This window comes from Enterococcus sp. 3H8_DIV0648 (assembly GCF_002140655.1).
Lineage (GTDB): Bacteria > Bacillota > Bacilli > Lactobacillales > Enterococcaceae > Enterococcus_A > Enterococcus_A hulanensis.
Map to the genome: position 1 here is coordinate 998,767 of NZ_NGLG01000001.1, position 23,525 is coordinate 1,022,291.

Here is a 23,525-nt window from a genome sequence, read left to right on the forward strand (position 1 = left end):
GGGGAATAATGTGATGCAAGTATTAATTTTAACACACAATATTTTAGTTGAGAGACCTTTAGTTGAGAAGCTGCAGCGCTTAAACGTTGAAGTTTTAAGCTCCGCAAAATTACTAACGATGCTTCAAACGAAGCAAGTACCATTAGAAGTCTTAAGCTTTTTCGACGTTCTGATCGTTAGTGAAACTATTTCTGATCAAGAGTTAACTATTATTCTTGAAGAAGTCGGTGAGAAATTTACGATCATCCGCCAAACAGACCGGACGCCTCAAAAAGAAGAAAAGATGGACTGGGAAACAAAAGGTGTGGATGAATGGTTGCTTGAAGATGAAACACTTAGCGGGTTAAGAGAGAAGCTTGCTGAGAAAACATTGAAAGAATCTGTTTATTCAATTGGTTTTGGAATGAGACCACAACCAGAAGAAAAAGAAGAAGAAAAACGTGCGATTCCACTATGGAATCTGACTCGTTCTGAACGTGAAATGTTAAGTACCTTGATTTCTACTAAAGACGCTCCAATCAGCCGAAATGATTTGGCAGTAAAAATTTGGGGCGACAGTGATTCTGCAAGCCACATGACACGCTTATCTACTATTATTAAGCACTTGCGGAACAAATTGAAGATCGATGGCGTTGAATATGACGTTATTCGTACAAATTGGGGCGAAGGCTACCAATTATCAAAAGTATTCTTCGATCACTATATTGTTGATGATCGGATTATGGACGAAATAAAAACTGGAAACTAATATCTAACTAGACAGCAGACACAATCCATTTTATGGATAATGTCTGCTGTCTTTTCTTTTTCTGCAATTGCGAAGAGGATGAGTTTATGAGGATAAACTCGTTCTGTTTTCCAAAACGTCTATTTATTGCTAAACTAATATTAAATGAATAAAAGGAGCGATTTTAAATGGAAAAACGAGTGATAATTATGAATTTTGATGTAGAGTCAAAAGCGTACGAGGCCTTTTCGAAAGCTAAACGTCTTCACATGAATAAGTCATTTAAAGGTGAACAAATGGCGGTCGTCCACCATTCTAATGATGGAGAACACAAATTTGAAATTGAAGATTTTTTAGATTTCACAGGCAGCAACAAGAGTTCAACAGGTGGTTTGATTGGTATGATGGTAGGGATTCTTGGCGGACCGATCGGCATTTTGTTAGGCTGGTTTACGGGCGGAATGATCGGAGCGACACAAGATGCGAAAGAGGTTCGCGACGCTACTGGTGTTTTTGAATTTTTAGTTGATAAAATTGGCGAAGGTGATACTGCCTTGCTGTTGATTGCAGAAGAAGAGGATAACCGTCCCTTGAATCAACTGATTATGATGGAATTAGGCGGCGAAATCACTCGTTTGGATTATGAAGATGTTGAAGCTGATGTGAAGAAGACTCAAGAAATAGCTAAGGCTTCAAAAGAAAATGCTGAAAAGAAGAACGATTCAGACGAATAAGGATTAAGTTTTCCCTTGTTTAGATTGCGCAAAACGGGACTTTCTTCTAGAATGATAGTAATTTGATAGAAAGTCAGGAGAATTATGGAACTAGAATTTTTAGGAACAGGTGCTGGTGTACCTGCAAAACATCGAAATGTCAGCAGCCTTGCATTAAAGCTCTTAGACGAGCGGAATGCGATCTGGTTATTCGATTGCGGTGAGGGAACTCAGATGCAAATCTTGCGGACAAATATCAGACCTCGTAAAATTGAAAAGATTTTTATCTCTCATTTGCATGGAGATCATATTTTTGGGTTGCCTGGATTATTAAGCAGCCGTTCTTTTCAAGGCGGAGAAGAGCCTATTATCATTTATGGCCCTGCTGGATTGGAAAATTATGTCCGGACCTCGTTGCAAGTAACAAAGACCCATTTAGCTTATCCGCTAGAGTTTGTCGAACTCAGCGCTGGAGTTATCTTTGAGGATAAGCAGTTTTCTGTTGAATGTATGCTGTTGGACCATGGCATTGAAAGCTACGGGTTTCGGGTAACAGAGGCGGATCATGAAGGGATGCTGCAGGTTGAAAAATTAGCAGAGTTAGGAATCCCTGCTGGTCCGATCTATGGTAAATTGAAACAAGGACAAGTCGTTACATTGTCAGACGGACGGGTAATTGATGGGAAAGACTTTGTAGGTGAAAGCAAAAAAGGTCGAGTTGTGACGATTTTTGGCGATACACGCTTTACAAACAAGTCGAGCCAGTTTGCAAAAGATAGTGATGTCATTGTTCACGAAAGTACTTTTAACAAAAACGAAGCCAAGCTGGCACGGGCTTATTTCCATTCGACAACCCAACAGGCCGCAACGATCGCGAAAGAGGCGCACGCGAAGAAACTTATGTTGACGCATATTTCTGCGAGGTATCTGGCTAAGGAAGCCAAAGAATTAGAAGAAGAAGCAAAAGAAATCTTTCCAAACACCCAAATGGCGAAAGATTTCGATATTATTGATATTCCATTTTCATAAAAACATCGAATATCCTTTATAGAAAGAAGGGAACTTAATGGATTTAACAGATAAGGTTGTTGTCGTGACGGGCGGTTCTGCTGGTTTAGGCGAACAGATTTGTTATGAAGCTGCCAAACGCGGAGCAATCGTTGTTACTTGTGCTCGTCGAATCAATTTGATCGGACAAGTAAAAGAACATTGCAGCGAATTAAGCGGTAAAGAAGCGTTTGCGTTTCAATTAGATATCGCTGACCCAGATAGTGTGGAGTCAGTCATAGAAAAGATCGAAAATGAAGTTGGCGCAGTCGATGTATTAGTTAATAATGCCGGTTTTGGTTTGTTTGATAATTTTGTTGACTTTGATTTAGCTGTGGCAAAAAACATGTTCAACGTCAATGTTTTAGGCATGATGTACTTTACCCAAAAAATTGCCATCTCAATGGTCAATAATAAAAGCGGACATATTTTCAATGTAGCATCAATGGCTGGTAAAATGGCAACACCAAAATCAACCATTTATTCTGCAACAAAATTCGCAGTACTTGGTTTTTCAAACGCGCTGCGGTTAGAATTACGCCCAGCAAATGTTTATGTGACTACCATTAATCCAGGACCGATTGCGACTGAGTTCTTTGATAAAGCCGATCCAAGCGGCAGCTATTTGGAGAATCTCGGCGGTATTGTCTTAGATCCTCAGAAGTTGGCAAAAACGATCGTCAACAAAATGGGGAAAACAACTCGCGAAATCAACCGTCCATTTATTATGGAAGGTGCTAGCCGTTTTTACGGAATGTTTCCACATATCGGGGACTTTTTAGCTGGCGGATTATTCAATAGGAAGTAGGCGGGTAGATGAAGAAGCAATGGAAAGTTTTTTTAGGGTTTATTTTAGTTTTACTGATTGTGATTTTCGCAATTTCTAACAGTCAAGAGGTGCCAGTTAATTTCTTGATCAAAAAAATCTATCTATCGCTTGTTCTCGTAATTATTGGTTCTGCTTTGATCGGAGCATTAGTCGTTTTTCTTACTTCTGGCGCCACTCTTTTCCAACAGCGCAAAGAGATCAAACAGCTAAAAGAAATGATTCAAAGCTATGAAACCAACAACGAACAAAAATTAGCGGAAGAGAAGGCGGCTTTTCAGCGCGAGCAAGAAAATGAGATCGTGGTGTTAAAAGCCAATTACGAAAGTCTCTTAAAAGAAAAGGACCAAGCTTTAGCGGCGATGGAAAATTCTCAACCAGACAAAAAAGACAATCATCCAATTGATTATTATGATTAATCAGAAGACTTTAGTTGAAAAACTAAGGTCTTCTTCTCTTTCTTGTCTGATTTATTTTTGCTATACTAATACGGTTGGGAAGTGATAAAGTGAAAAAATCAAACTTCGATTGGCGGTTTAGAGACGCTGCTCCGATCGATTCGACTTTTAAAGCTGAAATGTTGGATCAAGGATATAGCGAAACTTTCGCTAAACTTATTTGGAATCGAAATATACATACGTTAGAAGAATTTTCGCAATTAATGAAGGCGAATATCGATGATTTGCACGATCCATTTTTGATGCATGATATGGATAAGGCAGTGGAGCGAATTCAAACCGCTATCATGGAAGGACAGCCGATTTTAGTTTATGGCGATTATGATGCTGACGGGATCACCAGTACGTCGATCATGCTGGAAACTTTAGAAATGATCGGAGCAGATGTTCATTATGTGTTGCCAAACCGTTTTATTCACGGATACGGTCCGAATAAAGAACTTTTTGCAGAAAAAACCAATGAAGGTATCCAGTTGATTATCACGGTCGATAATGGTGTAGCTGGAAATGAAGCAATCGATTTTGCTAATTCGCAAGGCGTGGATGTCATCGTTACAGATCACCATGAGATGCCGCCGGTTTTACCAGATGCTTATTGTATTATTCACCCTCGTCATCCAGAGGGGAATTATCCTTTTGGTGAGTTAGCAGGTGCCGGGGTAGCCTTCAAATTGGCCACCGCATTGTTGGAGGAAGTTCCATTAGAGATGCTGGATTTAGTAACCATCGGTACTGTAGCGGATCTCGTATCTATGACGGGTGAGAACCGCAATCTTGTTAAGCTGGGATTACAAGCTATCAAACAAACACAGCGTTTAGGATTATTGGAACTATTGAAGGTCAGCTCGGTTGATTTGCAAAAAGTAGATGAGACGAGCATCGGCTTTAGTCTAGGACCTAGGCTGAATGCTATTGGCCGGTTGGGTGATCCAAATCCAGCTGTAGAGTTGATGACAACCTTCGATGAGGAAATTGCAAGAAGCTTGGCTGAGAAGCTGAATAAGATCAATGATGAGCGTAAACAGATTGTTCAAGAAACGACGGCTGAAGCGACGGCATTGGTTAATCCTGAAGACGCTGTTCATTTAATTGCAGCAAAGAGCTGGAATCCAGGCGTATTAGGAATTGTCGCAGGAAATATTTTGAAGCAAACGGGCCATCCAACGATCATTTTGTCGATTGATGAAAATGGTGCAGCGAAAGGTTCTGGTCGAAGTATCGAAGCATTGGACTTATTTGGTATGCTGAATACGATGCGTTCTGAGTTTACTCATTTTGGCGGGCATGCGGCGGCTGTTGGATTGACTATGCCGGTAGAAAATATTGATAATTTAAGAAAAATGATGAATGACTACATTGCAGCAGAGCAGATCGATTTGACTAAGGGCTCTGACTTGTTGATCGATGAATCATTAGCATTATCTGAAATCAATTTGAAATTTGTCGAAGAACTAAAGAAATTAGCACCGTTTGGGACGGATCATCCTGCTCCGCATTTCTTGGTGGATGGCAATGTTGACTTCTTCAAACGAATCGGAAGCGATCAGCAGCATGTCAAATTCTCATTGAAAAGTGATGACAGCCAGCTGGATGCTATCGGGTTTGGTTTTGGTGAAGATGGCGAAGAAATCCAGCAACCCGATACACGTTTTGTCGGGGATTTAGAGATCAATGAATGGAACGGACAGAAAAAAGTTCAATTACGTTTGATTGATTTTGCCTCTGAAGGCTTGCAGGTGATTGATCGACGGGCTAAGCATACCTGGAATCAAAAAATCGAGAGCGGCCAAGCGCTATATCTGGCCTTTCAACCCAGCAGTCAAAAGTTTTTTGCAAAAGAATTGCAGCAATCTATTACATTGTATGATCCGTCTATCAACTGGACTGACTATGATCAATTAATCGTACTTGATTGTCCTGATCAGAAAGAGCTGCTTAGAGAAATTTCGAATGAAGGGCATTTTGAACGCATTTATCTTTATCTGTACAGTCCTGATGAAGCGTATCTCAATGGATTGCCAAGTCGCAAGCAGTTTACAGAGTTGTATCAATTCTTTATGAAGCAGCCGCGGGTTGACATACGCTTTAAACTAAAGATTGTTTCGAATTACTTAAGAATTCCGGAAAAATTATTAGTATTCATGATTCACGTGTTTTCTGAGCTGAAATTTGTTACAATAGACGACGGCGTTTTACAAATGGTCGAATCACCGCAAACACGAGCTTTTGAAGAAAGCGAGATTTACCAAAAGCGTATAACGCGAATTGAGAGCGAAGAGTTTTTATTAATGAATGATATCCAAACTATTAGAAATTGGCTGAAAAGCTAGGAGGAACAATCAAGATGAATTTGAAAGATTATATTGCCAGTATTCCAGATTATCCAAAAGAAGGGATAATCTTCCGCGATATCTCACCATTGATGGCTGATGGTGAAGCTTATCGTGAAGCAACTAAACAAATCGTTAATTACGCAAAAGAAAAACAAGTTGATATGGTCGTTGGGCCAGAAGCGCGCGGCTTTATCGTAGGATGTCCCGTTGCGTTTGAATTAGGCTTAGGCTTTGCACCAGTTCGCAAACCTGGTAAATTACCTCGTGAAGTAATCGAAGTCGAGTATGAAAAGGAATATGGTACGGATACATTAACGATCCATAGCGATGCTATTGAGCCTGGTCAACGGGTACTGATCACCGATGATTTATTGGCCACTGGCGGAACGATCAAAGCAACGATTGAACTAGTTGAAAAACTTGGCGGAGTTGTTGTTGGTTGTGCCTTCTTAATCGAATTAGAAGAATTACACGGCCGTGACAAGATCCAAGGCTATGACATTTTAACTTTAATGGACTATTAAGAAAAAGCTGGAGAGAGTCTCCAGCTTTTTTATATTGCAGCAAAACACAAAAAAGCTGCTAGAAAAAATACTAGCAGCTTGAGTGTTAAATTTTAAGCCGACTTGTGATAATGATGATCATAAGTCACGTAATAAAAATCCTCGGCAGGTTCTTTATAGTAATGTTCTTCCTCAGTATCTTCTTCATCATATTGACGTTCCGCATAATGCTGCGCATATTTGCGCTCATCCCACAACATAAACCAAACAAGGAACAAACCAGAAAAAATGACGATCGTAGCTAAAGAACCCAACTTGCCAATCAATAAACCTAGTAACAATACAGCGATAATCAAACCAAATCTTCTTACTGCTTTCATCAATAATCACTCCTAATAAATACGCGAACGTGTGTTTGTATATTCATTATACGAATGTTTGTTCGTTTTGTAAAGTAAAAAATAATCGGAAGTAAATTCCGATTAATAAATGTGGTTACGGTACAAGCCGACAACCTTTCCAAGAATAGAAACATTATCGAAAATAAGCGGTGCCAGCTCATCATTTTCCGGTTGTAGACGAATATGATCGGATTCGCGATAAAATCTTTTACAAGTAGCTTCGTTTTCATCGGTCATCGCAATCACGATCTCACCGTTCGTGGCTGTTGCTTGTTTTCTAACAATGACATGGTCGCCATCGTAGATTCCGGCATTGATCATACTTTCTCCGCGAATCGTCAGCATGAACAGGCTGCCTTCTTCACTTGATAGATCAGGCGGAACAGGGAAGAAATCTGAGGCTTCTTCAACTGCTAAGATCGGTTCACCGGCAGTAACGACCCCTAACATAGGAATGACCTGCGGCGTTGCTCCGATTTTTTCTAAACCAGTAATGGTTAATTCGATTGCTCTGGGTTTTGTTGGGTCACGCTGGATCCAACCTTTTTTCTCTAGTCTGGATAAATGGCCATGAACTGTAGAAGTAGATGAAAGATTCACAGCCTCTCCGATTTCTCTAACAGTGGGTGGGTAACCTTTATTTTCAACGCGTTCATGAATGAAACGTAAAACTTCTAATTGTTTTGTTTCCGTTCTTTTTGCCAATGCCCGCACCTTCTTTCGTTTTTTTTAGTGTAGCATAGATACCCGAACAAATCAAACAAGCGTTCGTATTTGTTTGTGCTTTCATCTTATTTTTTTTTATGTATAATAAGTAAGGGAAAAGAGGTGCTTAACGATGATTAACGATGAAACAATTGCACGGATTAATGAATTGGCCAAGAAAAAGAAAACCGTTGGCTTAACAGATGCCGAGGCACATGAACAGAAGGTTTTGCGGGAAGAGTATATTTCTTCGTTCCGCAGCGGAATGCGCCATCACATTGAAGGGATGAAGGTCGTTGATCCAGAAGGCAACGATGTCACACCGGAGAAATTAAAAGAGATTCAAAAGAAAAAGGGATTACACAACAGAAAGTAAATCTTTTGATAGTAAGTGATTGAAAAGTCAAAATAAATCGGTTACAATGAATCTGTAATTAAAGTATTTATGACCAAAAAGGAGGAAGTAATTTGTTCGACAAAATCGATCAACTAGGTGTAAACACAATCAGAACGTTAAGTATTGAGGCAATTCAAAAAGCAAACTCAGGTCACCCAGGGTTACCAATGGGGGCTGCTCCAATGGCGTATGCTTTATGGACCAAACATTTGAATGTTAATCCAGCTACTTCATTAAACTGGCCAAACCGCGACCGTTTCATTTTATCTGCCGGTCATGGTTCAGCGATGCTGTATAGCTTATTGCATCTTGCAGGCTATCAAGTTACGATTGATGATTTGAAAAATTTCCGTCAGTGGGAAAGTAAAACACCAGGTCACCCTGAGTTCCATCATACAGACGGTGTTGAAGCAACTTCAGGTCCTTTAGGTCAAGGTATTTCAACTTCTGTTGGGATGGCAATGGCTGAAGCGCATTTGGCTGCAACATACAACCGCGACAGCTTTAAAGTAATGGATCATTATACTTATGCACTATGCGGCGACGGCGACTTGATGGAAGGCGTTTCCGGCGAAGCTAGTTCTATGGCTGGTCATATGAAACTTGGTAAATTGATCGTATTATACGATTCAAACGACATTTCATTAGACGGTCCTACATCAAAAGCCTTCACTGAAAATGTTGGTGCACGCTATGAAGCTTATGGCTGGCAGCACATTTTAGTTAAAGACGGCAACGACTTAGAAGCAATCTCTAAAGCCATCGACGAAGCAAAAGCTGAAACAGATAAACCAACATTAATTGAGATTAAAACGGTTATCGGTTATGGTTCACCAAAAGAAGGTACTTCAGCAGTTCACGGGGCACCAATCGGAGCTGACGGAATTACTGCGGCTAAAGCTGTTTATGGTTGGGAATATCCTGACTTTACTGTTCCAGAAGATGTGGCCAAACGCTTCAAAGAAGAAATCAACGACAAAGGCGCTAAGACTGAAGCTGAATGGGATGCAATGTTTGCTAATTACGAAAAAGCTCATCCTGAATTAGCTAAACAATTTAAAATGGCTTTTGCCGGCGATTTGCCTGAAAACTGGGAAGAAGCTTTACCGGTTTATGAAGAAGGTACAGCGCAAGCAAGCCGTGTCTCAAGTAAAGATGCGATCCAAGCAATCGCTAAAGCAGTTCCTAACGTATGGGGCGGCTCAGCCGATTTGTCTGGTTCAAACAATACAACAATCGCTGATGAGACAGAATTCCAACCTGGCTCTTATGAAGGCCGCAATATTTGGTTCGGCGTTCGTGAATTTGCGATGGCAAGTGCGATGAACGGGATTCATTTACACGGCGGTACTCGTGTTTACGGCGGAACATTCTTCGTATTTACTGATTACCTGCGTCCAGCTGTTCGTATGTCAGCGATTCAAGGTTTACCAGTTGTTTATGTATTAACACACGATTCTGTCGCTGTTGGTGAAGATGGTCCGACCCATGAACCAATCGAACAATTAGCCAGTGTCCGCTGCATGCCAAACGTGCAAGTGATTCGTCCAGCTGACGGTAACGAAACTTCTGCTGCTTGGATTCAAGCATTGGAAACGAAAAACAAACCAACGATCTTAGTATTAAGCCGCCAAAACTTACCAGTCTTGCCAAACAGCAAAGATATGGCTAAAGAAGGCGTAGCTAAGGGTGGATACGTTATCTCTAAATCTGAATCAGATACACCTGATGGCATCTTAATCGCAACTGGTTCTGAAGTAAACCTTGCTGTTCAAGCTCAAAAAGATTTGAAAGCTCAAGGAAAAGACGTTTCTGTTGTTTCTCTTCCAAGCTTTGACCTATTTGAAGCTCAAGATGCAGCATACAAGGAATCTGTTTTACCAAAAGCAGTAACAAAACGTGTAGCGATCGAAGCAGCTTCTCCATTTGGCTGGGAACGTTATATCGGCTTAGAAGGAAAAATGATCGGGATCGATCACTTCGGCGCATCAGCACCTGGTGATTTTGTCTTAGAACAATTTGGCTTCACTGTTGAAAATGTGGTAAATACATTTAACGAACTATAAGAGTCCATTTGACTAGCAAAGCTGGGAAGAGAAATCTTCTCAGCTTTTTTTGGCTGTAAAAAGTAGTGGAATGAGACGAGTAGTTCTTACTTTGGAAAATACGAGTTAAGATCCCATGCAATAGGTTTACATAATTATTTACTTCGAAACTTAAGGCGGGTATTCTTAACTACGCTTACATATTTTCTTTGTAAAAAATAAAAATGTTTATTCGTGAGCAAATTTATTTAGACAGAATTTAAATTCTGTTATACTGTCCTTGTGCAAAAGATTGCAAACAAAAAACGATTAAACGAAAGAGGGACGACAATGAAAGTAGTAGTAGTAGGATGTACACATGCCGGAACCGCAGCCGTTAAAAATATTTTAGCAAACCACCCAGATGCAGAGGTGACAGTCTTTGAGCGTAATGACAACATTTCTTTCTTATCTTGTGGAATCGCTTTATATGTAGGCGGGGTCGTTAAAGATCCAGCAGGCTTATTCTATTCTAATCCTGAGGAACTGACTTCTCTAGGTGCAACAGTGAACATGGAACACGATGTAACAAACATTGATACAGATGCAAAAAAAGTAACAGCAAAAGATTTGAAAACAAACGAAGAGAAAATTGTTGATTATGATAAATTAGTTGTCACTACTGGCTCTTGGCCAATCATTCCTCCAATTAAAGGAATCGAATCAAAAAATGTTTTACTATGTAAAAACTATAACCAAGCAAATGTCATCATTGAGCAAGCTAAAGACGCGAAGAAAGTCGTTGTTGTTGGCGGCGGCTACATCGGGATCGAATTAGTAGAAGCTTTTGCTGAATCAGGCAAACAGGTTACATTGATCGATGGTCTATCACGAATTTTAAATAAATACTTAGATGAGCCTTTCACGAATCTTTTGGAAAAAGAATTGGTTGACCGTGGCGTAACACTAGCGTTAGGTGAAAATGTGAATGAATTTGTGGCAGACGAATCTGGTGCAGTGACAAAAGTAGTAACTGCTAGTCAAGAATTTGATGCCGACATGGTCATTCTATGTGTTGGGTTCCGACCTAATACTGATTTATTGAGAGGCAAAGTCGATATGCTTCCAAGCGGAGCGATCAAAGTGAACGAATACATGCAATCTAGCAATCCAGATATTTTCTCTGCTGGTGATTCTACCGTCGTTCATTACAACCCAACTGGAAAAGATCAATATATCCCATTAGCAACAAATGCAGTACGCCAAGGAATGTTAGTCGGACAAAATCTGGTTGAACAAAAAGTGAAATATCGCGGAACTCAAGGAACATCTGGTCTTTACTTGTTTGGCTGGACCATTGGATCAACCGGCCTTACAAAAGAAAGTGCCGCATTAAATGATATCGATGTAAATGTGACGGTAATCGAAGACAACTATCGTCCAGAATTTATGCCAACGACAGAAAATGTGTTGATGGAAATCGTTTCAGAAAAAGGCACGAACAAGATTCTCGGTGCTCAGTTCCTTTCAAAATATGATATTACTCAATCAGCGAATACCTTATCAGTGGCGATCCAAAACGGGATGACGTTAGAAGACCTGGCTTTACAAGATTTCTTCTTCCAACCGCACTTTGACCGTCCATGGAATTACTTGAACATTCTAGCTCAAGCTGCTTTAGCAGAAGCTGAGTAAACGTAAAACAGGAGGGGCGACCTTCCTGTTTTTGCGTTGTTTAAAAACAATTTTCTAGGATTGGACTTCCTGTTTTTTTAGTGTAAACTGAGATGGGAACGGAGGATTCAAAATGATTTCACTAAAAGATTATCTAGCAGGCGGAGAGACAACGATCTCAAATCTGCTATTACAAAACTATACAAAACTTGGTCTGAATACGAATGAGTTTATGTTGTGGTTGCAGCTTTATGCCGCGCATGAAGCCGGCGAGGATTTTCCTGATTTGACAGTAATTGCCAAAAGCATGGGCAGTACAACGGAGAAGCTCTACGGGGTGCTGAACAATCTAGTCGAGAAAGAGTTTGTTACGCTTGAAACAGCATTGGATGAAAGTGGAAGACAAAGTGATCGCTATAACTTGCTGCCGGCTTTTGAAAAATTAGATGTGCTGAAGGAACAGGAGCGCTTTGAAGCCGAAGAAAAAGATGATTTAGCAGCTCAAAAGAAAATGCTGCGTTCCTTTGAGCAAGAGTTTGGCCGTCCACTATCACCAATTGAATATCAAAAAATCGGCTATTGGTTGAATGACGACCAATATTCTCCCGCTTTGATCGAATTAGCGTTACAAGAAGCTGTATTAAATCAAGCCTATAATTTTAAATATATCGAAACAGTATTACAGAGCTGGGAAAAGAAAAACATTCGCTCCAAAGCTCAAGTGGAAGAGGAGCAACGCCGCAGAAAGCAGATATTATTGCAAAAAGAAGAGCAAAAACATTCAGAAGAACTTCCGAAAGTATCTTTATATAATTGGTTAGAAAGGAAAGACCCGGATGCTTAGTAAAGAAAGAACAATGGAAGCTATGTCGCGTATGTATGATATGTTTCCCGATGCTGTTGGCGAACTGCATTCGGATTCACCATTTCAGCTATTGATCGCGGTAATCTTAAGTGCTCAGGCTACGGATGTTTCAGTAAATAAAGCAACTCCTGCATTATTTTCGGCCTACCCAACTCCGGAAGCATTGGCTCAGGCACCGATGGAAGATATTATCGCGAAGATCAAGACGATCGGACTATATCGCAACAAAGCCAAAAATATCAAAGCCTGCGCACAGATGCTGTTAGATAACTATGGGGGAGTCGTTCCAGCGACTCGCGACGAACTGATCAAATTACCAGGTGTCGGACGAAAGACGGCCAATGTTGTTCTGGGAGATGCCTTTGGGGTTCCGGCGATCGCTGTAGATACTCATGTTGAACGTGTAACGAAACGATTACGAATCTGCAAGCTCAATGCCTCTGTGACCGAAGTTGAAGCGACATTGATGCGCAAGATCCCAAAAGAGTTATGGGTTAAAAGTCATCATACACTCATTTTCTTTGGACGCTACCATTGCACGGCAAGAGCTCCAAAGTGTGAGATTTGCCCGCTGTTAGATATGTGTCAAGATGGAAAAGACAGATTAAAAGCCGCTCGAAAATAAATTCGAGCGGCTTTTTTCAATTTGCAGCAGGCTGCATATTTTGCTGTGCCGGTGTCTGCGCCGGGTTGTCAGGCTGACTGGCACTGGACGACGGCTGAGAAGGCTGCTGTTCGACAGACGACGATGGCGTCGGAGTCGGAGTCGGATTTGCAGGATTCTCACTGCTGACCGGTGGTACTACTGTTGAAGATTCAGACGAACTGGTCTCTGATTCACTGCTGCTTGAGGTAGTTGTCTGATTATAGTAGTTATTGTAATAAGAACTTTGAACAGAGTAGCTTGGTTGCGTCGGAACGGAGGAAGCTCCTTTAACATAAAGCTCGTTGCCGATTCTAAGTACATCATTCGGCATCACCCAATCCTCATTTGAGACATTCTCCGAAGCATAGGTCATCATTTCCCGATAAACATCCTGAGCAATATATTCAGACTGACTAGTGATTGGTTTCATCCGATCGTCATAGCCTGCCCAAATGGACAGTGAATAATGAGGAGTAAAACCAGTAAACATTACATCCGGTGAAATCGATCCATAATGAGGGATCTTAGCCAGTTCATCGTCCGTATAGTTTGAAGTCCCTGTTTTACCAGCTTGGAACAGGTTAGGTATTTGAGCCTTGAATCCAGTACCTTTAGTGATTACATCCTTCAAGATATCGGTAACCATATAAGCGGTATAAGGTTCCATCGCTTTTTTACCTTCGTTTTCAAAGGTTTGCTCAGAGCCGTCTTGGTATTTGATCTTATTGATATAAAGTGGTTCATTATAGGTTCCGCCATTGGCAAATGCCGCATAAGCAATCGCCATTTTTTCGGTTGAGATCCCGTATTTTGTGCCATCTTGCGTTTCGGTGTTGCTTGAAATTGCATTGGCTTGTTGAATTTCTTTATATTGGATACCTAATTTTTTCAAGAACTTCGAGACATTTTCAGGTCCAACTTCATTGAACAGCTTCACGGCAGGTACATTCCGCGAATCATATAAAGCTTGACGCAACGAAATATTTCCTTGGTAGCTATTATCCCAGTTTTTCACTTCTGTTTTAGTACCTTCGTAGTAATACTGTTTGTCATCAATCCGGTCACCTGTAGACTTTTGTAAATATTCAAAGGCTGGACCATAATCCGTGATAGGTTTAACCGTTGAACCAAAGTCGCGACTCGTATTCACTGCACGGTTCATGCCTAGATAAACGTCGTCAGCGATATTGCGTCCGCCGATCTGAGCAGTGACATTCCCAGTTTTGCTATCGACTAATGTTGCAGCGATTTGCAATTCTTCATCAGGGTATTGAACATATTCGTCACCATTTACGATTGAGTAAAGTCGATTTTGTGCATCGGTATCAAGATTTGTATAAATCTCTAAGCCATCAGTGTAGACATTTTTCCCTGTTTTGGCTTCAACTTGAGCAATTACTTCTTTTACATAGTTATCAGCGACTTTTCTTTCTTCATTATCGGTCTCTAAAGGCAATAACCCTTGATCGATAGGTTCATTTGTCGCTTTATCATACTCATCTTGAGTAATCTTTTTGTTATTCAACATCGTGTAAAGCACAGTATCTCGCCGATCTTTCGCGGCTTCTGGGTGTTTATAAGGGTCATAGGAATTGGGCGCTTGCGGCATACCGGCTAACAAAGCTGTTTGCGCGATAGTCAAATGCTGCAATTCCTTACCAAAATAAGATTCAGCGGCTGTTTCCATTCCATACAGACCATTAGCCATGTAAACCTTATTAATATAGTAGGTTAATATTTCTTGCTTCGAATACTTTTTCTCCAACTGAATCGCTAACCAAGCTTCTTGCGCTTTTCGACGTAAGGTTTGATCGGATGCTTTAGTGGAGAAGAAGGAGAGCTTAACAAGCTGCTGGGTCAAGGTACTTCCTCCTTGAAGGCCATCCTTGTTGGTGATGTTATGGACCAGCGAGCCCATGATTCGAACCGGATCTACTCCGTTGTGCTTGAAGAAGCGACGATCTTCTACTGAGACGATCGCATCATCTAATTCTTGCGGAATTTTTGTCGCACTAACTTTTTCTCGTTTTTCAGCACCAAGCTCTTCGAAAATATTGCCGTCACTGTCAAAAAACTTAGAGGAGACAGTCGCATCTAACTTCTTTTCGCTTAAAGCAGGTGCATCTTTTACATAGAAGAAAAAGATTCCGACACCGGTAAGTAATACAACGCAAAGAAACCCTACGATTGCGATCGCTATTTTCAACCCAATATGGCGACTTTCTTTCTTTTTTTGTGCAGGTTTAGGTTTCTTTCCTTTTGGGGTTCGCATATTTTTTTGCGAACGTGAGGGATTAGCCATTTGATTAACTCCTTTTTTCAAGATATTGTTCCACCGCTGCTAAGTAAGGGATTCTCGGCGCAATTTGCGGTGTGATCTCGATACCAACTGTTTCAATTAGTGTAAGCGGTATTGATTTTTTGCCATTTTCTTGTCCGTTCCAATAGTCTACCAGTTCTTGGGCAGAAAGAAAAAAGCAACGATTCAAGCTTGAAAACCATAGTAAAACAAAACAAATCGCATCTTGCTTCAAGCATTGCTGCATGTGAGTGATTTGATGCTGATGAAAATTTTTCAATGGGAAAGAGGTTTTGTTTTTTGTTTCTTTTGCTTCAAAATCCAAATAGTATCCACGATAAACACCGTTATAATCCGTAGTAGACGGTTGTCTAAAGTACGCTTCCTTAATCACCGCTGCGCTTCGTTTGGGGTAATCGACCTTAACAATCTGAAGCGGCGTTGGCTTTTTATGGATAACTGCCTTATCATGGGTTAAGTAGTACTCGTTGCTTTGATTGATTGCTTCTTCAAAGCGCATCCCGCGATTGGCAAACGTCGTTTCTTTTTTTAATGAGCGTTCCCGTGGATTATTTTGTGAAAATAGTTGACCATTAGGGTAGTGAAAGGTCATTTTCATCACACTCCTGCTAGCTATTATAGCAAATTTTTTCGAAAGATATTTTATTTTTAAGTGAAAGTAAGGAAAATGCAATGAATGAAACAATACAGCGGTTATACGTAACCGGTTATCAAAGCTATGAGTTGGGAATTTTCAATGAGAAAGACCCGCGTGTGCAAGTAATTAAGAATGTTTTAAAAAGAGAATTGACAGCTTTAATCGAAAATGGGTTGGAGTGGGTCATGATCAGCGGCAGTCTCGGAACGGAAATTTGGGCTGGACAGATAATCAATGAATTGAAGCAGGATTATCCAGAAATAAAGTTAGCCATTATTTTTCCCTTCGAAGGATTCGGAAGTAACTGGAAAGAACACAATCAGTTACTTTTGAGCGAATTGGTACAAATGGCTGATTATGTGGATTCTGTCAGTCATCAACCGTATCAGAACCCCGGACAATTTAAAAATCATGTAAATTTTCTGCTGCAGCATACGGATGCAGCGCTAGTCGTATATGATACTGAGTATCCTGGCAAAAGTAAATTTTTTCTAGCAGATGTTGAAAAATTTCAAGAGAGAAATTCTTATGAATTGCTTACGATCACGATGGATGATTTAGAAAATTCCTCAGACTTCGGGGATAGTGTTTGATTTCCTCTGATATATCAGCTAGAATATATAGGAAAGTAAATTAAGATTAGAGCTAATGAGGTGGAAAAATGGCGAATGTAATCTATACTCCGAACGATATTTTGGAGCAAGAATTTAAAACAAAAATGCGTGGCTACGATCCAATCGAAGTTGATGAATTTTTGGACAATGTAATCAAAGATTATGAAGCTTATAACAAAGAATTATTAACACTAAGAGAAGAAAATGACCGTTTGAAAGCAAAAGTTGAACAACTGTCAAAAGCTCAGCCAGCACCTTCACGTGTGAAAGAAGCGGCGCCTAAGAGTTCAGCAGTTACGAACTTTGACATCTTGAAACGTTTGTCCAATCTTGAAAGAGAAGTATTCGGCAAGAAGCTTGATCAACAAGCATCAGCTCAAACAACTTCTTCAGAGTTTGGTCAAAATTATACTCAAGATGAGAGTGATATCGAAAAGACTCGTCAATTTTAAATTTGAATGATGCAATTTTTGGGTGATCGCGGTCTGCTTTGCGCAGGCTGAGGAAAGTCCATGCTCGCACAGACTGAGATGTCTGTAGTGTTCGTGCTTAGCGAAATCATAAGCTAAGGTACTTCTTTTGGAGTAACGGCAGAAAAAAGGGCTAAGGAGTAATCTATGCCTGAGTATTCTTGAAAGTGCCACAGTGACGAAGCATTTTGAGAAATCAAAATGGTGGAACGCGGTAAACCCCTCGAGCGAGCAACCCAAACGATGGTAGGGGCGCTCTTTCTAAGGAAATGAACGATGAAAGAGACGGCATTTATGCCGGAGATAGATGATTACCACGACGATCACACTTCCCTGAGTTGATCGCCGTACAAAACATGGCTTACAGAAAATTGCAGCAATTCAGGGTGTGCCTTCCAACTTTGCGTTGTGAAGGTTTTTTTGCGAGTCCCACTTTACGCTTTAGCGTAATTAGTGGGATCGTATGCGTACGAAGATAAAAGAATTTTTTCTCGAAAAAATTCCTACTATACTAATGAGCTAGCTGCGAGTTGCCAGTTCTGCTTTTTGCAGTGTTTAAAGAGCTTAATTCGATATTGAATAATTGATTACACGGTTTAGCAAAATGGTATGCCAACGATGATAAAGAGTTGACTTCACTTTACGCTTTAGAGTGATCAGCAGAATAATATGCGTACGAGAAATTCTCACTATTAATGTATTGCAAATCAAGTTCATCTAACTATGCCTAAATTCGATTTTTGATAACCGGCATTATAAAGATAAATGAATAACAAAGGAGTATTTATGGAAAAACAATATAATTTGATTGCCACAGCCGCGGCAGGTATCGAGGCGTTAGTAGGCAAAGAGCTTAGAGATTTAGGAATCGAGTGTCAGGTGGAAAATGGCCGGGCACGATTTAAAGGCGACATGGAAACAATTGCTACAGCAAACTTATGGTTGCGCACAGCGGATCGAGTAAAGATTATCGTTGACGAGTTTGACGCATTTACCTTTGACGAATTGTTCGAAAAGGTCAAAGCGATCCCTTGGGAGGATTATTTACCGATGGATGCGGAGTTCCCAGTGGCAGGTCGTTCGATTAAGTCGAAGCTTTATAGTGTTCCTGATTGCCAATCGATCACCAAAAAAGCGATCGTTGAGCGTTTGCGTGAAGTGTATCATCGACCAGCGCGTGTACCGCTGCCTGAAACAGGAGCATTTTTCCAATTGGAAGTTGCTTTACTGAAGGATCATGTTGTTTTGACCATCGACACGACAGGACCTAGTTTGTTCAAACGAGGCTATCGTTTGGAAAAAGGTGGAGCGCCTTTAAAAGAAAATATGGCGGCTGCCTTAGTGATGTTGACTAATTGGCGCAAGGATCGTCCTTTTTATGATCCTGTTTGCGGATCAGGTACCTTATGTATCGAAGCGGCACTGATCGGTCACAATATCGCTCCTGGTTTTAATCGTGATTTTGCATGTGAGGCGTGGGATTGGTTTGATTCGGCAGTATTCGATAAAGTACGTACTGCGGCTGATGAAGCGGCCGATTATGATATTGAATTAGATATCGCAGGTTCGGATATCAATGGACGAATGATCGAGATCGCTCGTGCGAATGCCGAAGAGATTGGTTTAGGCGATTCAATTGATTTCAAACAGCGGGCAGTCAAAGATTTCAAAACAGAGAAAAATTATGGTGTGATCGTAGCTAACCCGCCTTATGGGGAACGTTTAGGTGAAGAAGAACAGGTTCGTGTTCTATATCATGAGATGGGAGAAGTCTTCCGTCCATTAAAAACATGGAGCAAGTATATCTTAACCAGCGACTTGGCTTTTGAAGAGTATTATGGCGCTAAAGCGACGAAGAAAAGAAAATTATACAACGGAGCCATCCGAACGGATCTATTCCAATATTGGGGCGAGCGTCCACCAAGAAAGCCGAGAGCAGATGCAGAACAATAAAATAGAAGCCATTCGCAATTATGCAGAGAAAAAGCTGGGAGACGATCGCAGCGGTCATGATTTTTATCATGTGGAGCGTGTCGCAAAAATCGCGGCGAAGCTTGCCGAACAAGAGGGCGTTTCTGACACGCTGATCATTGAGACGGCTAGTTATCTTCATGATGTGATCGACGATAAGATCGTTGCCGAAGTCGATACTGAAAAAAAGAGTCTTAAAAAGTTTTTAAAAGAACTCGATTTTTCTGCAGATAATATACAAGAAATTTTTGAGATCATCGAAAATATTTCTTTTTCGCAGGAAATCGAGAAAGGTAAGGTTAATTTGACGATTGCCGGCCAAATCGTGCAGGATGCGGATCGGATCGATGCATTGGGAGCGATCGGTATTCTGCGGACTGCTTATTATGGCGGCCATACACAAAGTCCTTTATATAATCCGAATATTCAGCCGCAGGAGTTCAAAAGCAAGCAGGACTATCGTAAAAAAAGCACGGTGATCAATCATTTTTATGAAAAGCTTTTTAAATTGCCGGCAACGATGAATACTCAAGCGGGTAAAATGGAAGCCCAACGCAGAAAAGCTTTTATGGAAAACTTTTTAGAAACTTTTTATGCTGAATGGAATTTATCATAAAAGTGAAGTAAAAACGGCGGAATAAAAGTAAAAAAATCCTTGAGGCAAGACAAATTATTTCCAGTGAACTTCTTTTTCTCCTATAATGTTTATGGTTAGGAGGAACTCTGAATGCTGCATCGTGAATTCTTGAGTCCCGAAGAAGTTTTAGAAAAAATGCCAAGATTGTCTGAAGGATTATTTGCTATTCGCTGTCAACTGACGAATAAAACGTATCAGGTGATTTTATATAAATATCAAGAGGATTATTTCTTAGTGGAGAATCCGGCATTGATCAATGTCTTGCTTGAAAAAGATCGAAGCTTTTTTGGAACGCCAGAACAACTTTTGAATGAAATCGAAAGGTCTTTTGAGGATAACAATTACCAACCTGTACCAAAACAGTGGGTCAATTTAGACTTGAACACCTTGAAATTATTAGATAATGTAGAAATCAAATTCTTTGATTTGGAAGAATAACAGGAAATCCTGTTATTCTTTTTTTCTGAATTGACGGAAAAGATAGTACACGTTGATCACGGTGAGGATCGCACCGAGTATAAACGGAACGATCAAGCGGCCTTGGCTGTAACCAAAGTTTTTTTGAAAACTTTCTGCCGAAGTAAGCGCGATGACTGTTTGGCTATAGTTATAGACTTGATAGCTGAAAGTTGTTAAAAAAACTGCAATCAAGGTTAAAGCAAAACGTCGATAATCACTATTTTTCATTCGTTTCGCAAAGTAGAAAATCATATATGCGATCATTAAAGCCGCAGGAACGCCAAACGCAAAAAGCGGATTAAGCATGTAAGATTTACCTCCTTAAAAATTTTCGAATTTGTTTCTATTTTACCACAATACTAAAAAAAGCTTTGCTGATTCGAATAGTCAGTACGAGATTCTATCAAATGAGGGAGTTTTATGAACAGCTACATTTTTCCAATTAAAGCAGCAGTCATCACGTTTCCGTTCTTAGCGATGCTGATTACGGCGCCTTTTTTAATCTATTATTATCGCAAATACGGCCAATTAGGTAAATTAAGAAGCCTCATTTTGTATTCATTTGTCTTCTATTTATTATGTGCCTATTACTTAGTGATCCTGCCATTGCCAAGCATTAGTATCGTGGCGCAAATGACCGGTCCGCGTTATGAACTGCATTTATTCCAGTCATGGGAAAATTTTATCAATCAAACGGTGTTGCAGCTGAATAATCCCAGCACTTATCTGCCAGCAATGAAGCAAAGTGTTTTCCTTGAACCTGTTTTTAATATTTTTTTGTTGTTTCCATTTGGTGTATATTGCCGGTATTATTTTAAATTTTCTCTGGGGAAGACGATACTGGCAAGCTTTGCGCTGTCTTTATTTTTCGAATTGACCCAATTAAGCGGTTTGTATTTTATTTATCCGCGGCCTTATCGTTTATTCGATGTAAATGATTTATTGCATAATACGTTAGGCGGGACTTTCGGATTTGCCTGTGCGCCGTTGTTTACCTTTTTCTTGCCGACGAGAAGCGAGCTGGATTCGGAATCATTAGCCAAAGGTCAGCAGGTAACGTTATTGAGACGTTTTGTGGCGATGGTGATTGATTGGATCGCGATTGGCTTTCTCAGCAGTTTATTAAAATTTTTTACGAATATTTTACCAGCGAATCTCAGAGCACTTTTTAATTATCCGATCGCCAGCTTTACTTTGGCTGTCATGCTTTATTTTATGCTGCTGATGCATTTGTGGAACGGTCAGACAATCGGCAAGAAAGTCGTTCGTATCAAGGTCGTAGAGCCGGATAGGGAACACATTCGACTGTGGAGTTTAGTAAAAAGATACAGCGCATTTTATTTGCTGCTTTATGGTTTGCTGCAGATTTTTAACTATACCATGACCCATTTGCCCACCAATAATCACTCGGTTTTTATTGCTTATGTTACATTCGGCTTGATGAGTTTAGGAATTTTACTTTTATTTCTATTCAACTTATTGTATGCTCTCATAAGAAGAAAAACCCGCCTATTCCATGATAAAGCGAGTCACACGTATACGATTAGTACGTTATTAAAGAAAGAGGTAGAACATGCGAACTTTTGAATCATTTAATTTCCAGCCGTTTATTCTTGAGGCTATTAAGGATAAAGGTTTTACTGAACCAACACCGGTTCAAGACAAATTAATCCCTTTAATCAAAAAGAAAAGAAATGTTGTCGGCCAATCCCAAACTGGATCAGGGAAGACACATACATTTTTACTACCATTAATGAATAATATTGATCCAGCAAAGGATGAAGTGCAAGTGGTCATCACGGCACCAAGTCGCGAACTAGCGAGTCAAATCTATCAAGCAGCGGTGCAGATCGCTAAATTTTCTCCACAGGAAATCCGCGTAACGAATTTTGTCGGCGGGACAGATAAACAGCGTTCAGTTGATAAGCTGGGAGCACACCAGCCTCATGTCGCTATCGGAACGCCCGGTCGTATCCTGGATATGATGAACGAACAGGCACTGAAGGTTCATACAGCGGAATACTTTGTTGTTGACGAAGCGGACATGACCTTGGACATGGGCTTCTTGACAGAGGTCGATCAAATCGCTGGCCGTTTGCCAAAACAGTTACAAATGCTGGTCTTTTCTGCGACGATTCCAGAAAAACTGCGTCCTTTCTTATTGAAATATATGGAAAATCCAGTAATCGAAGAAATCAAATCAAAAGCAGTGATCTCTGATACGATCGAAAACTGGCTGATCTCGACAAAGGGTCAAGACAAGAATCGTCTGATCTATCAATTATTGACGATCGGACATCCATATCTGGCAATTGTTTTTGCGAATACGAAGCAGCACGTTGATGAAATCAGCAACTATCTGAAAGCTCAAGGATTAAAAGTTGCGAAGATCCACGGAGATATTTCTCCTCGTGAACGTAAGCGTGTGATGCGTCAAGTGCAGAATCTGGAATATCAATATGTCGTAGCAACTGATTTAGCTGCTCGCGGGATCGATATCGAAGGTGTATCGCATGTTATCAATGCGGAAATACCGCAGGATTTGAGTTTCTTCATCCATCGTGTCGGCAGAACGGGGCGGAATGGGTTATCTGGTACAGCGATCACTTTATACGGTCCAAGTGATGAAAATGATGTTAGCTTGATCGAGAATACTGGCGTGACTTTCCAGCCGAAGGAAATCAAAAACGGCGAGATCGTCGATACCTATGATCGTAATCGTCGAAAAAAACGCGAAAAATCAAAAGATGAGCTGGACCCAACCTTGATTGGATTGGTCAAAAAATCTAAGAAAAAGATCAAACCGGGCTATAAGAAGAAAATTGATCGGGCCATCTCCGAATCGAATAAACAAAAACGTCGTCAAACGCGACGCCAAGAAGAACGCAGCGTTCGTAAAAATAAAAAACGTTCAAATTCATAAGAAAGGCTTCGCGAACTCGCTCAGCTTTTGAGCAATAAGACTAAAATATTTCTAAATTGCTTCTCAAATTTCGAAATATTTTTGCTTATTGCCGATAAAGCTAGTTCGTGAAGCCAGACATGGATATACCCGCTACAAAGCGATTTATTCATCTGAAAATTTTATACTTACTTTA

General features: G+C 40.4%; 24 protein-coding genes and 1 other RNA gene. 20 read left to right on the forward strand and 5 right to left on the reverse strand.

The features are described 5' to 3' along the window. From A5875_RS04635 to A5875_RS04665, 7 genes are all read left to right on the forward strand, one after another. A partial coding sequence (locus A5875_RS04635) for a winged helix-turn-helix domain-containing protein (protein ID WP_254911845.1) occupies window positions 1–748 on the forward strand: 748 nt, incomplete at its 5' end. Window positions 749–915: 167 nt separating this feature from the next. Continuing rightward, window positions 916–1,461, forward strand: a complete 546-nt coding sequence (locus A5875_RS04640) for a DUF456 domain-containing protein (RefSeq protein ID WP_088932524.1) — start codon at window positions 916–918, stop codon at window positions 1,459–1,461. Between the two features lie 84 nt (window positions 1,462–1,545). Further along, window positions 1,546–2,469 (forward strand): ribonuclease Z, encoded by a 924-nt coding sequence (rnz, locus tag A5875_RS04645; protein WP_088932525.1) that lies wholly within the window; start codon window positions 1,546–1,548, stop codon window positions 2,467–2,469. 37 nt (window positions 2,470–2,506) lie between these two features. After that, entirely contained in the window at window positions 2,507–3,295 is a 789-nt protein-coding gene (locus A5875_RS04650; RefSeq protein WP_088932526.1) for an SDR family NAD(P)-dependent oxidoreductase, read from the forward strand. Between the two features lie 8 nt (window positions 3,296–3,303). Beyond that, window positions 3,304–3,732 carry a LapA family protein gene (locus A5875_RS04655; protein ID WP_088932527.1) on the forward strand — a complete coding sequence of 143 codons (429 nt, stop codon included), beginning with the start codon at window positions 3,304–3,306 and terminating at the stop codon, window positions 3,730–3,732. 89 nt (window positions 3,733–3,821) lie between these two features. Further along, window positions 3,822–6,101 carry a single-stranded-DNA-specific exonuclease RecJ gene (gene recJ / locus A5875_RS04660; protein WP_088932528.1) on the forward strand — a complete coding sequence of 760 codons (2,280 nt, stop codon included), beginning with the start codon at window positions 3,822–3,824 and terminating at the stop codon, window positions 6,099–6,101. 14 nt (window positions 6,102–6,115) lie between these two features. Beyond that, window positions 6,116–6,628: an adenine phosphoribosyltransferase gene (locus A5875_RS04665; RefSeq protein ID WP_088932529.1), complete on the forward strand. Its 513-nt coding sequence runs from the start codon at window positions 6,116–6,118 to the stop codon at window positions 6,626–6,628. Window positions 6,629–6,720: 92 nt separating this feature from the next. On the opposite strand, the gene A5875_RS04670 is transcribed toward A5875_RS04665, so the two are convergent. Continuing rightward, window positions 6,721–6,987, reverse strand: coding sequence for a hypothetical protein (locus A5875_RS04670; protein WP_088932530.1), 267 nt, complete (start codon window positions 6,985–6,987; stop codon window positions 6,721–6,723). A 102-nt stretch (window positions 6,988–7,089) separates the two neighbouring features. After that, on the reverse strand, window positions 7,090–7,713 hold the full coding sequence (gene lexA, locus A5875_RS04675) for a transcriptional repressor LexA (protein WP_171004905.1): 624 nt from the start codon (window positions 7,711–7,713) through the stop codon (window positions 7,090–7,092). Window positions 7,714–7,846: 133 nt separating this feature from the next. Here lexA and A5875_RS04680 point away from each other — a divergent pair, with 133 nt between their 5' ends. The 5 genes from A5875_RS04680 (at window position 7,847) to nth (ending at window position 13,298) form a co-directional block, all read left to right on the forward strand. Further along, window positions 7,847–8,089 carry a DUF896 family protein gene (locus tag A5875_RS04680; RefSeq protein ID WP_010744792.1) on the forward strand — a complete coding sequence of 81 codons (243 nt, stop codon included), beginning with the start codon at window positions 7,847–7,849 and terminating at the stop codon, window positions 8,087–8,089. 92 nt (window positions 8,090–8,181) lie between these two features. Then, window positions 8,182–10,176 (forward strand): transketolase, encoded by a 1,995-nt coding sequence (tkt, locus tag A5875_RS04685; protein ID WP_088932532.1) that lies wholly within the window; start codon window positions 8,182–8,184, stop codon window positions 10,174–10,176. Between the two features lie 309 nt (window positions 10,177–10,485). Beyond that, complete coding sequence (locus tag A5875_RS04690) at window positions 10,486–11,829, forward strand: FAD-dependent oxidoreductase (protein ID WP_088932533.1); 1,344 nt, start codon at window positions 10,486–10,488, stop codon at window positions 11,827–11,829. A gap of 112 nt (window positions 11,830–11,941) precedes the next feature. Continuing rightward, window positions 11,942–12,652 carry a DnaD domain protein gene (locus tag A5875_RS04695; RefSeq protein WP_088932534.1) on the forward strand — a complete coding sequence of 237 codons (711 nt, stop codon included), beginning with the start codon at window positions 11,942–11,944 and terminating at the stop codon, window positions 12,650–12,652. Continuing rightward, entirely contained in the window at window positions 12,645–13,298 is a 654-nt protein-coding gene (nth, locus tag A5875_RS04700) for an endonuclease III (RefSeq protein ID WP_088932535.1), read from the forward strand. Before A5875_RS04695 ends, nth begins: the two co-directional genes overlap by 8 nt. Window positions 13,299–13,314: 16 nt before the next feature. Here the strand turns inward: nth and A5875_RS04705 are convergent, their stop codons facing one another. Together A5875_RS04705 and recU are read right to left on the reverse strand one after the other, a co-directional pair. Next, window positions 13,315–15,621 carry a PBP1A family penicillin-binding protein gene (locus A5875_RS04705; RefSeq protein WP_088932536.1) on the reverse strand — a complete coding sequence of 769 codons (2,307 nt, stop codon included), beginning with the start codon at window positions 15,619–15,621 and terminating at the stop codon, window positions 13,315–13,317. 4 nt (window positions 15,622–15,625) lie between these two features. Further along, window positions 15,626–16,231 (reverse strand): Holliday junction resolvase RecU, encoded by a 606-nt coding sequence (recU, locus tag A5875_RS04710; RefSeq protein WP_088932537.1) that lies wholly within the window; start codon window positions 16,229–16,231, stop codon window positions 15,626–15,628. A gap of 80 nt (window positions 16,232–16,311) precedes the next feature. Between recU and A5875_RS04715 the strand changes: the two genes are divergently transcribed. From A5875_RS04715 to A5875_RS04740, 6 genes are all read left to right on the forward strand, one after another. After that, window positions 16,312–16,869 (forward strand): DUF1273 domain-containing protein, encoded by a 558-nt coding sequence (locus A5875_RS04715; protein WP_088932538.1) that lies wholly within the window; start codon window positions 16,312–16,314, stop codon window positions 16,867–16,869. Window positions 16,870–16,937: 68 nt separating this feature from the next. Beyond that, a complete protein-coding gene (gene gpsB, locus A5875_RS04720) occupies window positions 16,938–17,342 on the forward strand; it encodes a cell division regulator GpsB (protein ID WP_088932539.1) in 405 nt (134 codons plus the stop codon). 14 nt (window positions 17,343–17,356) lie between these two features. Next, window positions 17,357–17,729: RNase P RNA component class B (rnpB, locus tag A5875_RS04725), an RNA gene on the forward strand. Between the two features lie 417 nt (window positions 17,730–18,146). Next, window positions 18,147–19,313 (forward strand): THUMP domain-containing class I SAM-dependent RNA methyltransferase, encoded by a 1,167-nt coding sequence (locus tag A5875_RS04730; RefSeq protein WP_088932540.1) that lies wholly within the window; start codon window positions 18,147–18,149, stop codon window positions 19,311–19,313. Further along, window positions 19,300–19,947 (forward strand): HD domain-containing protein, encoded by a 648-nt coding sequence (locus tag A5875_RS04735; protein WP_088932541.1) that lies wholly within the window; start codon window positions 19,300–19,302, stop codon window positions 19,945–19,947. Before A5875_RS04730 ends, A5875_RS04735 begins: the two co-directional genes overlap by 14 nt. 111 nt (window positions 19,948–20,058) lie before the next feature. After that, window positions 20,059–20,406: a hypothetical protein gene (locus A5875_RS04740; protein ID WP_088932542.1), complete on the forward strand. Its 348-nt coding sequence runs from the start codon at window positions 20,059–20,061 to the stop codon at window positions 20,404–20,406. Between the two features lie 12 nt (window positions 20,407–20,418). Here the strand turns inward: A5875_RS04740 and A5875_RS04745 are convergent, their stop codons facing one another. Beyond that, a complete protein-coding gene (locus tag A5875_RS04745; RefSeq protein ID WP_088932543.1) occupies window positions 20,419–20,733 on the reverse strand; it encodes a hypothetical protein in 315 nt (104 codons plus the stop codon). 114 nt (window positions 20,734–20,847) lie between these two features. Between A5875_RS04745 and A5875_RS04750 the strand changes: the two genes are divergently transcribed. Further along, window positions 20,848–22,014, forward strand: coding sequence for a VanZ family protein (locus A5875_RS04750; RefSeq protein WP_088932544.1), 1,167 nt, complete (start codon window positions 20,848–20,850; stop codon window positions 22,012–22,014). Then, entirely contained in the window at window positions 22,001–23,350 is a 1,350-nt protein-coding gene (locus A5875_RS04755; RefSeq protein WP_088932545.1) for a DEAD/DEAH box helicase, read from the forward strand. Before A5875_RS04750 ends, A5875_RS04755 begins: the two co-directional genes overlap by 14 nt. Window positions 23,351–23,525 lie beyond the last annotated feature (175 nt).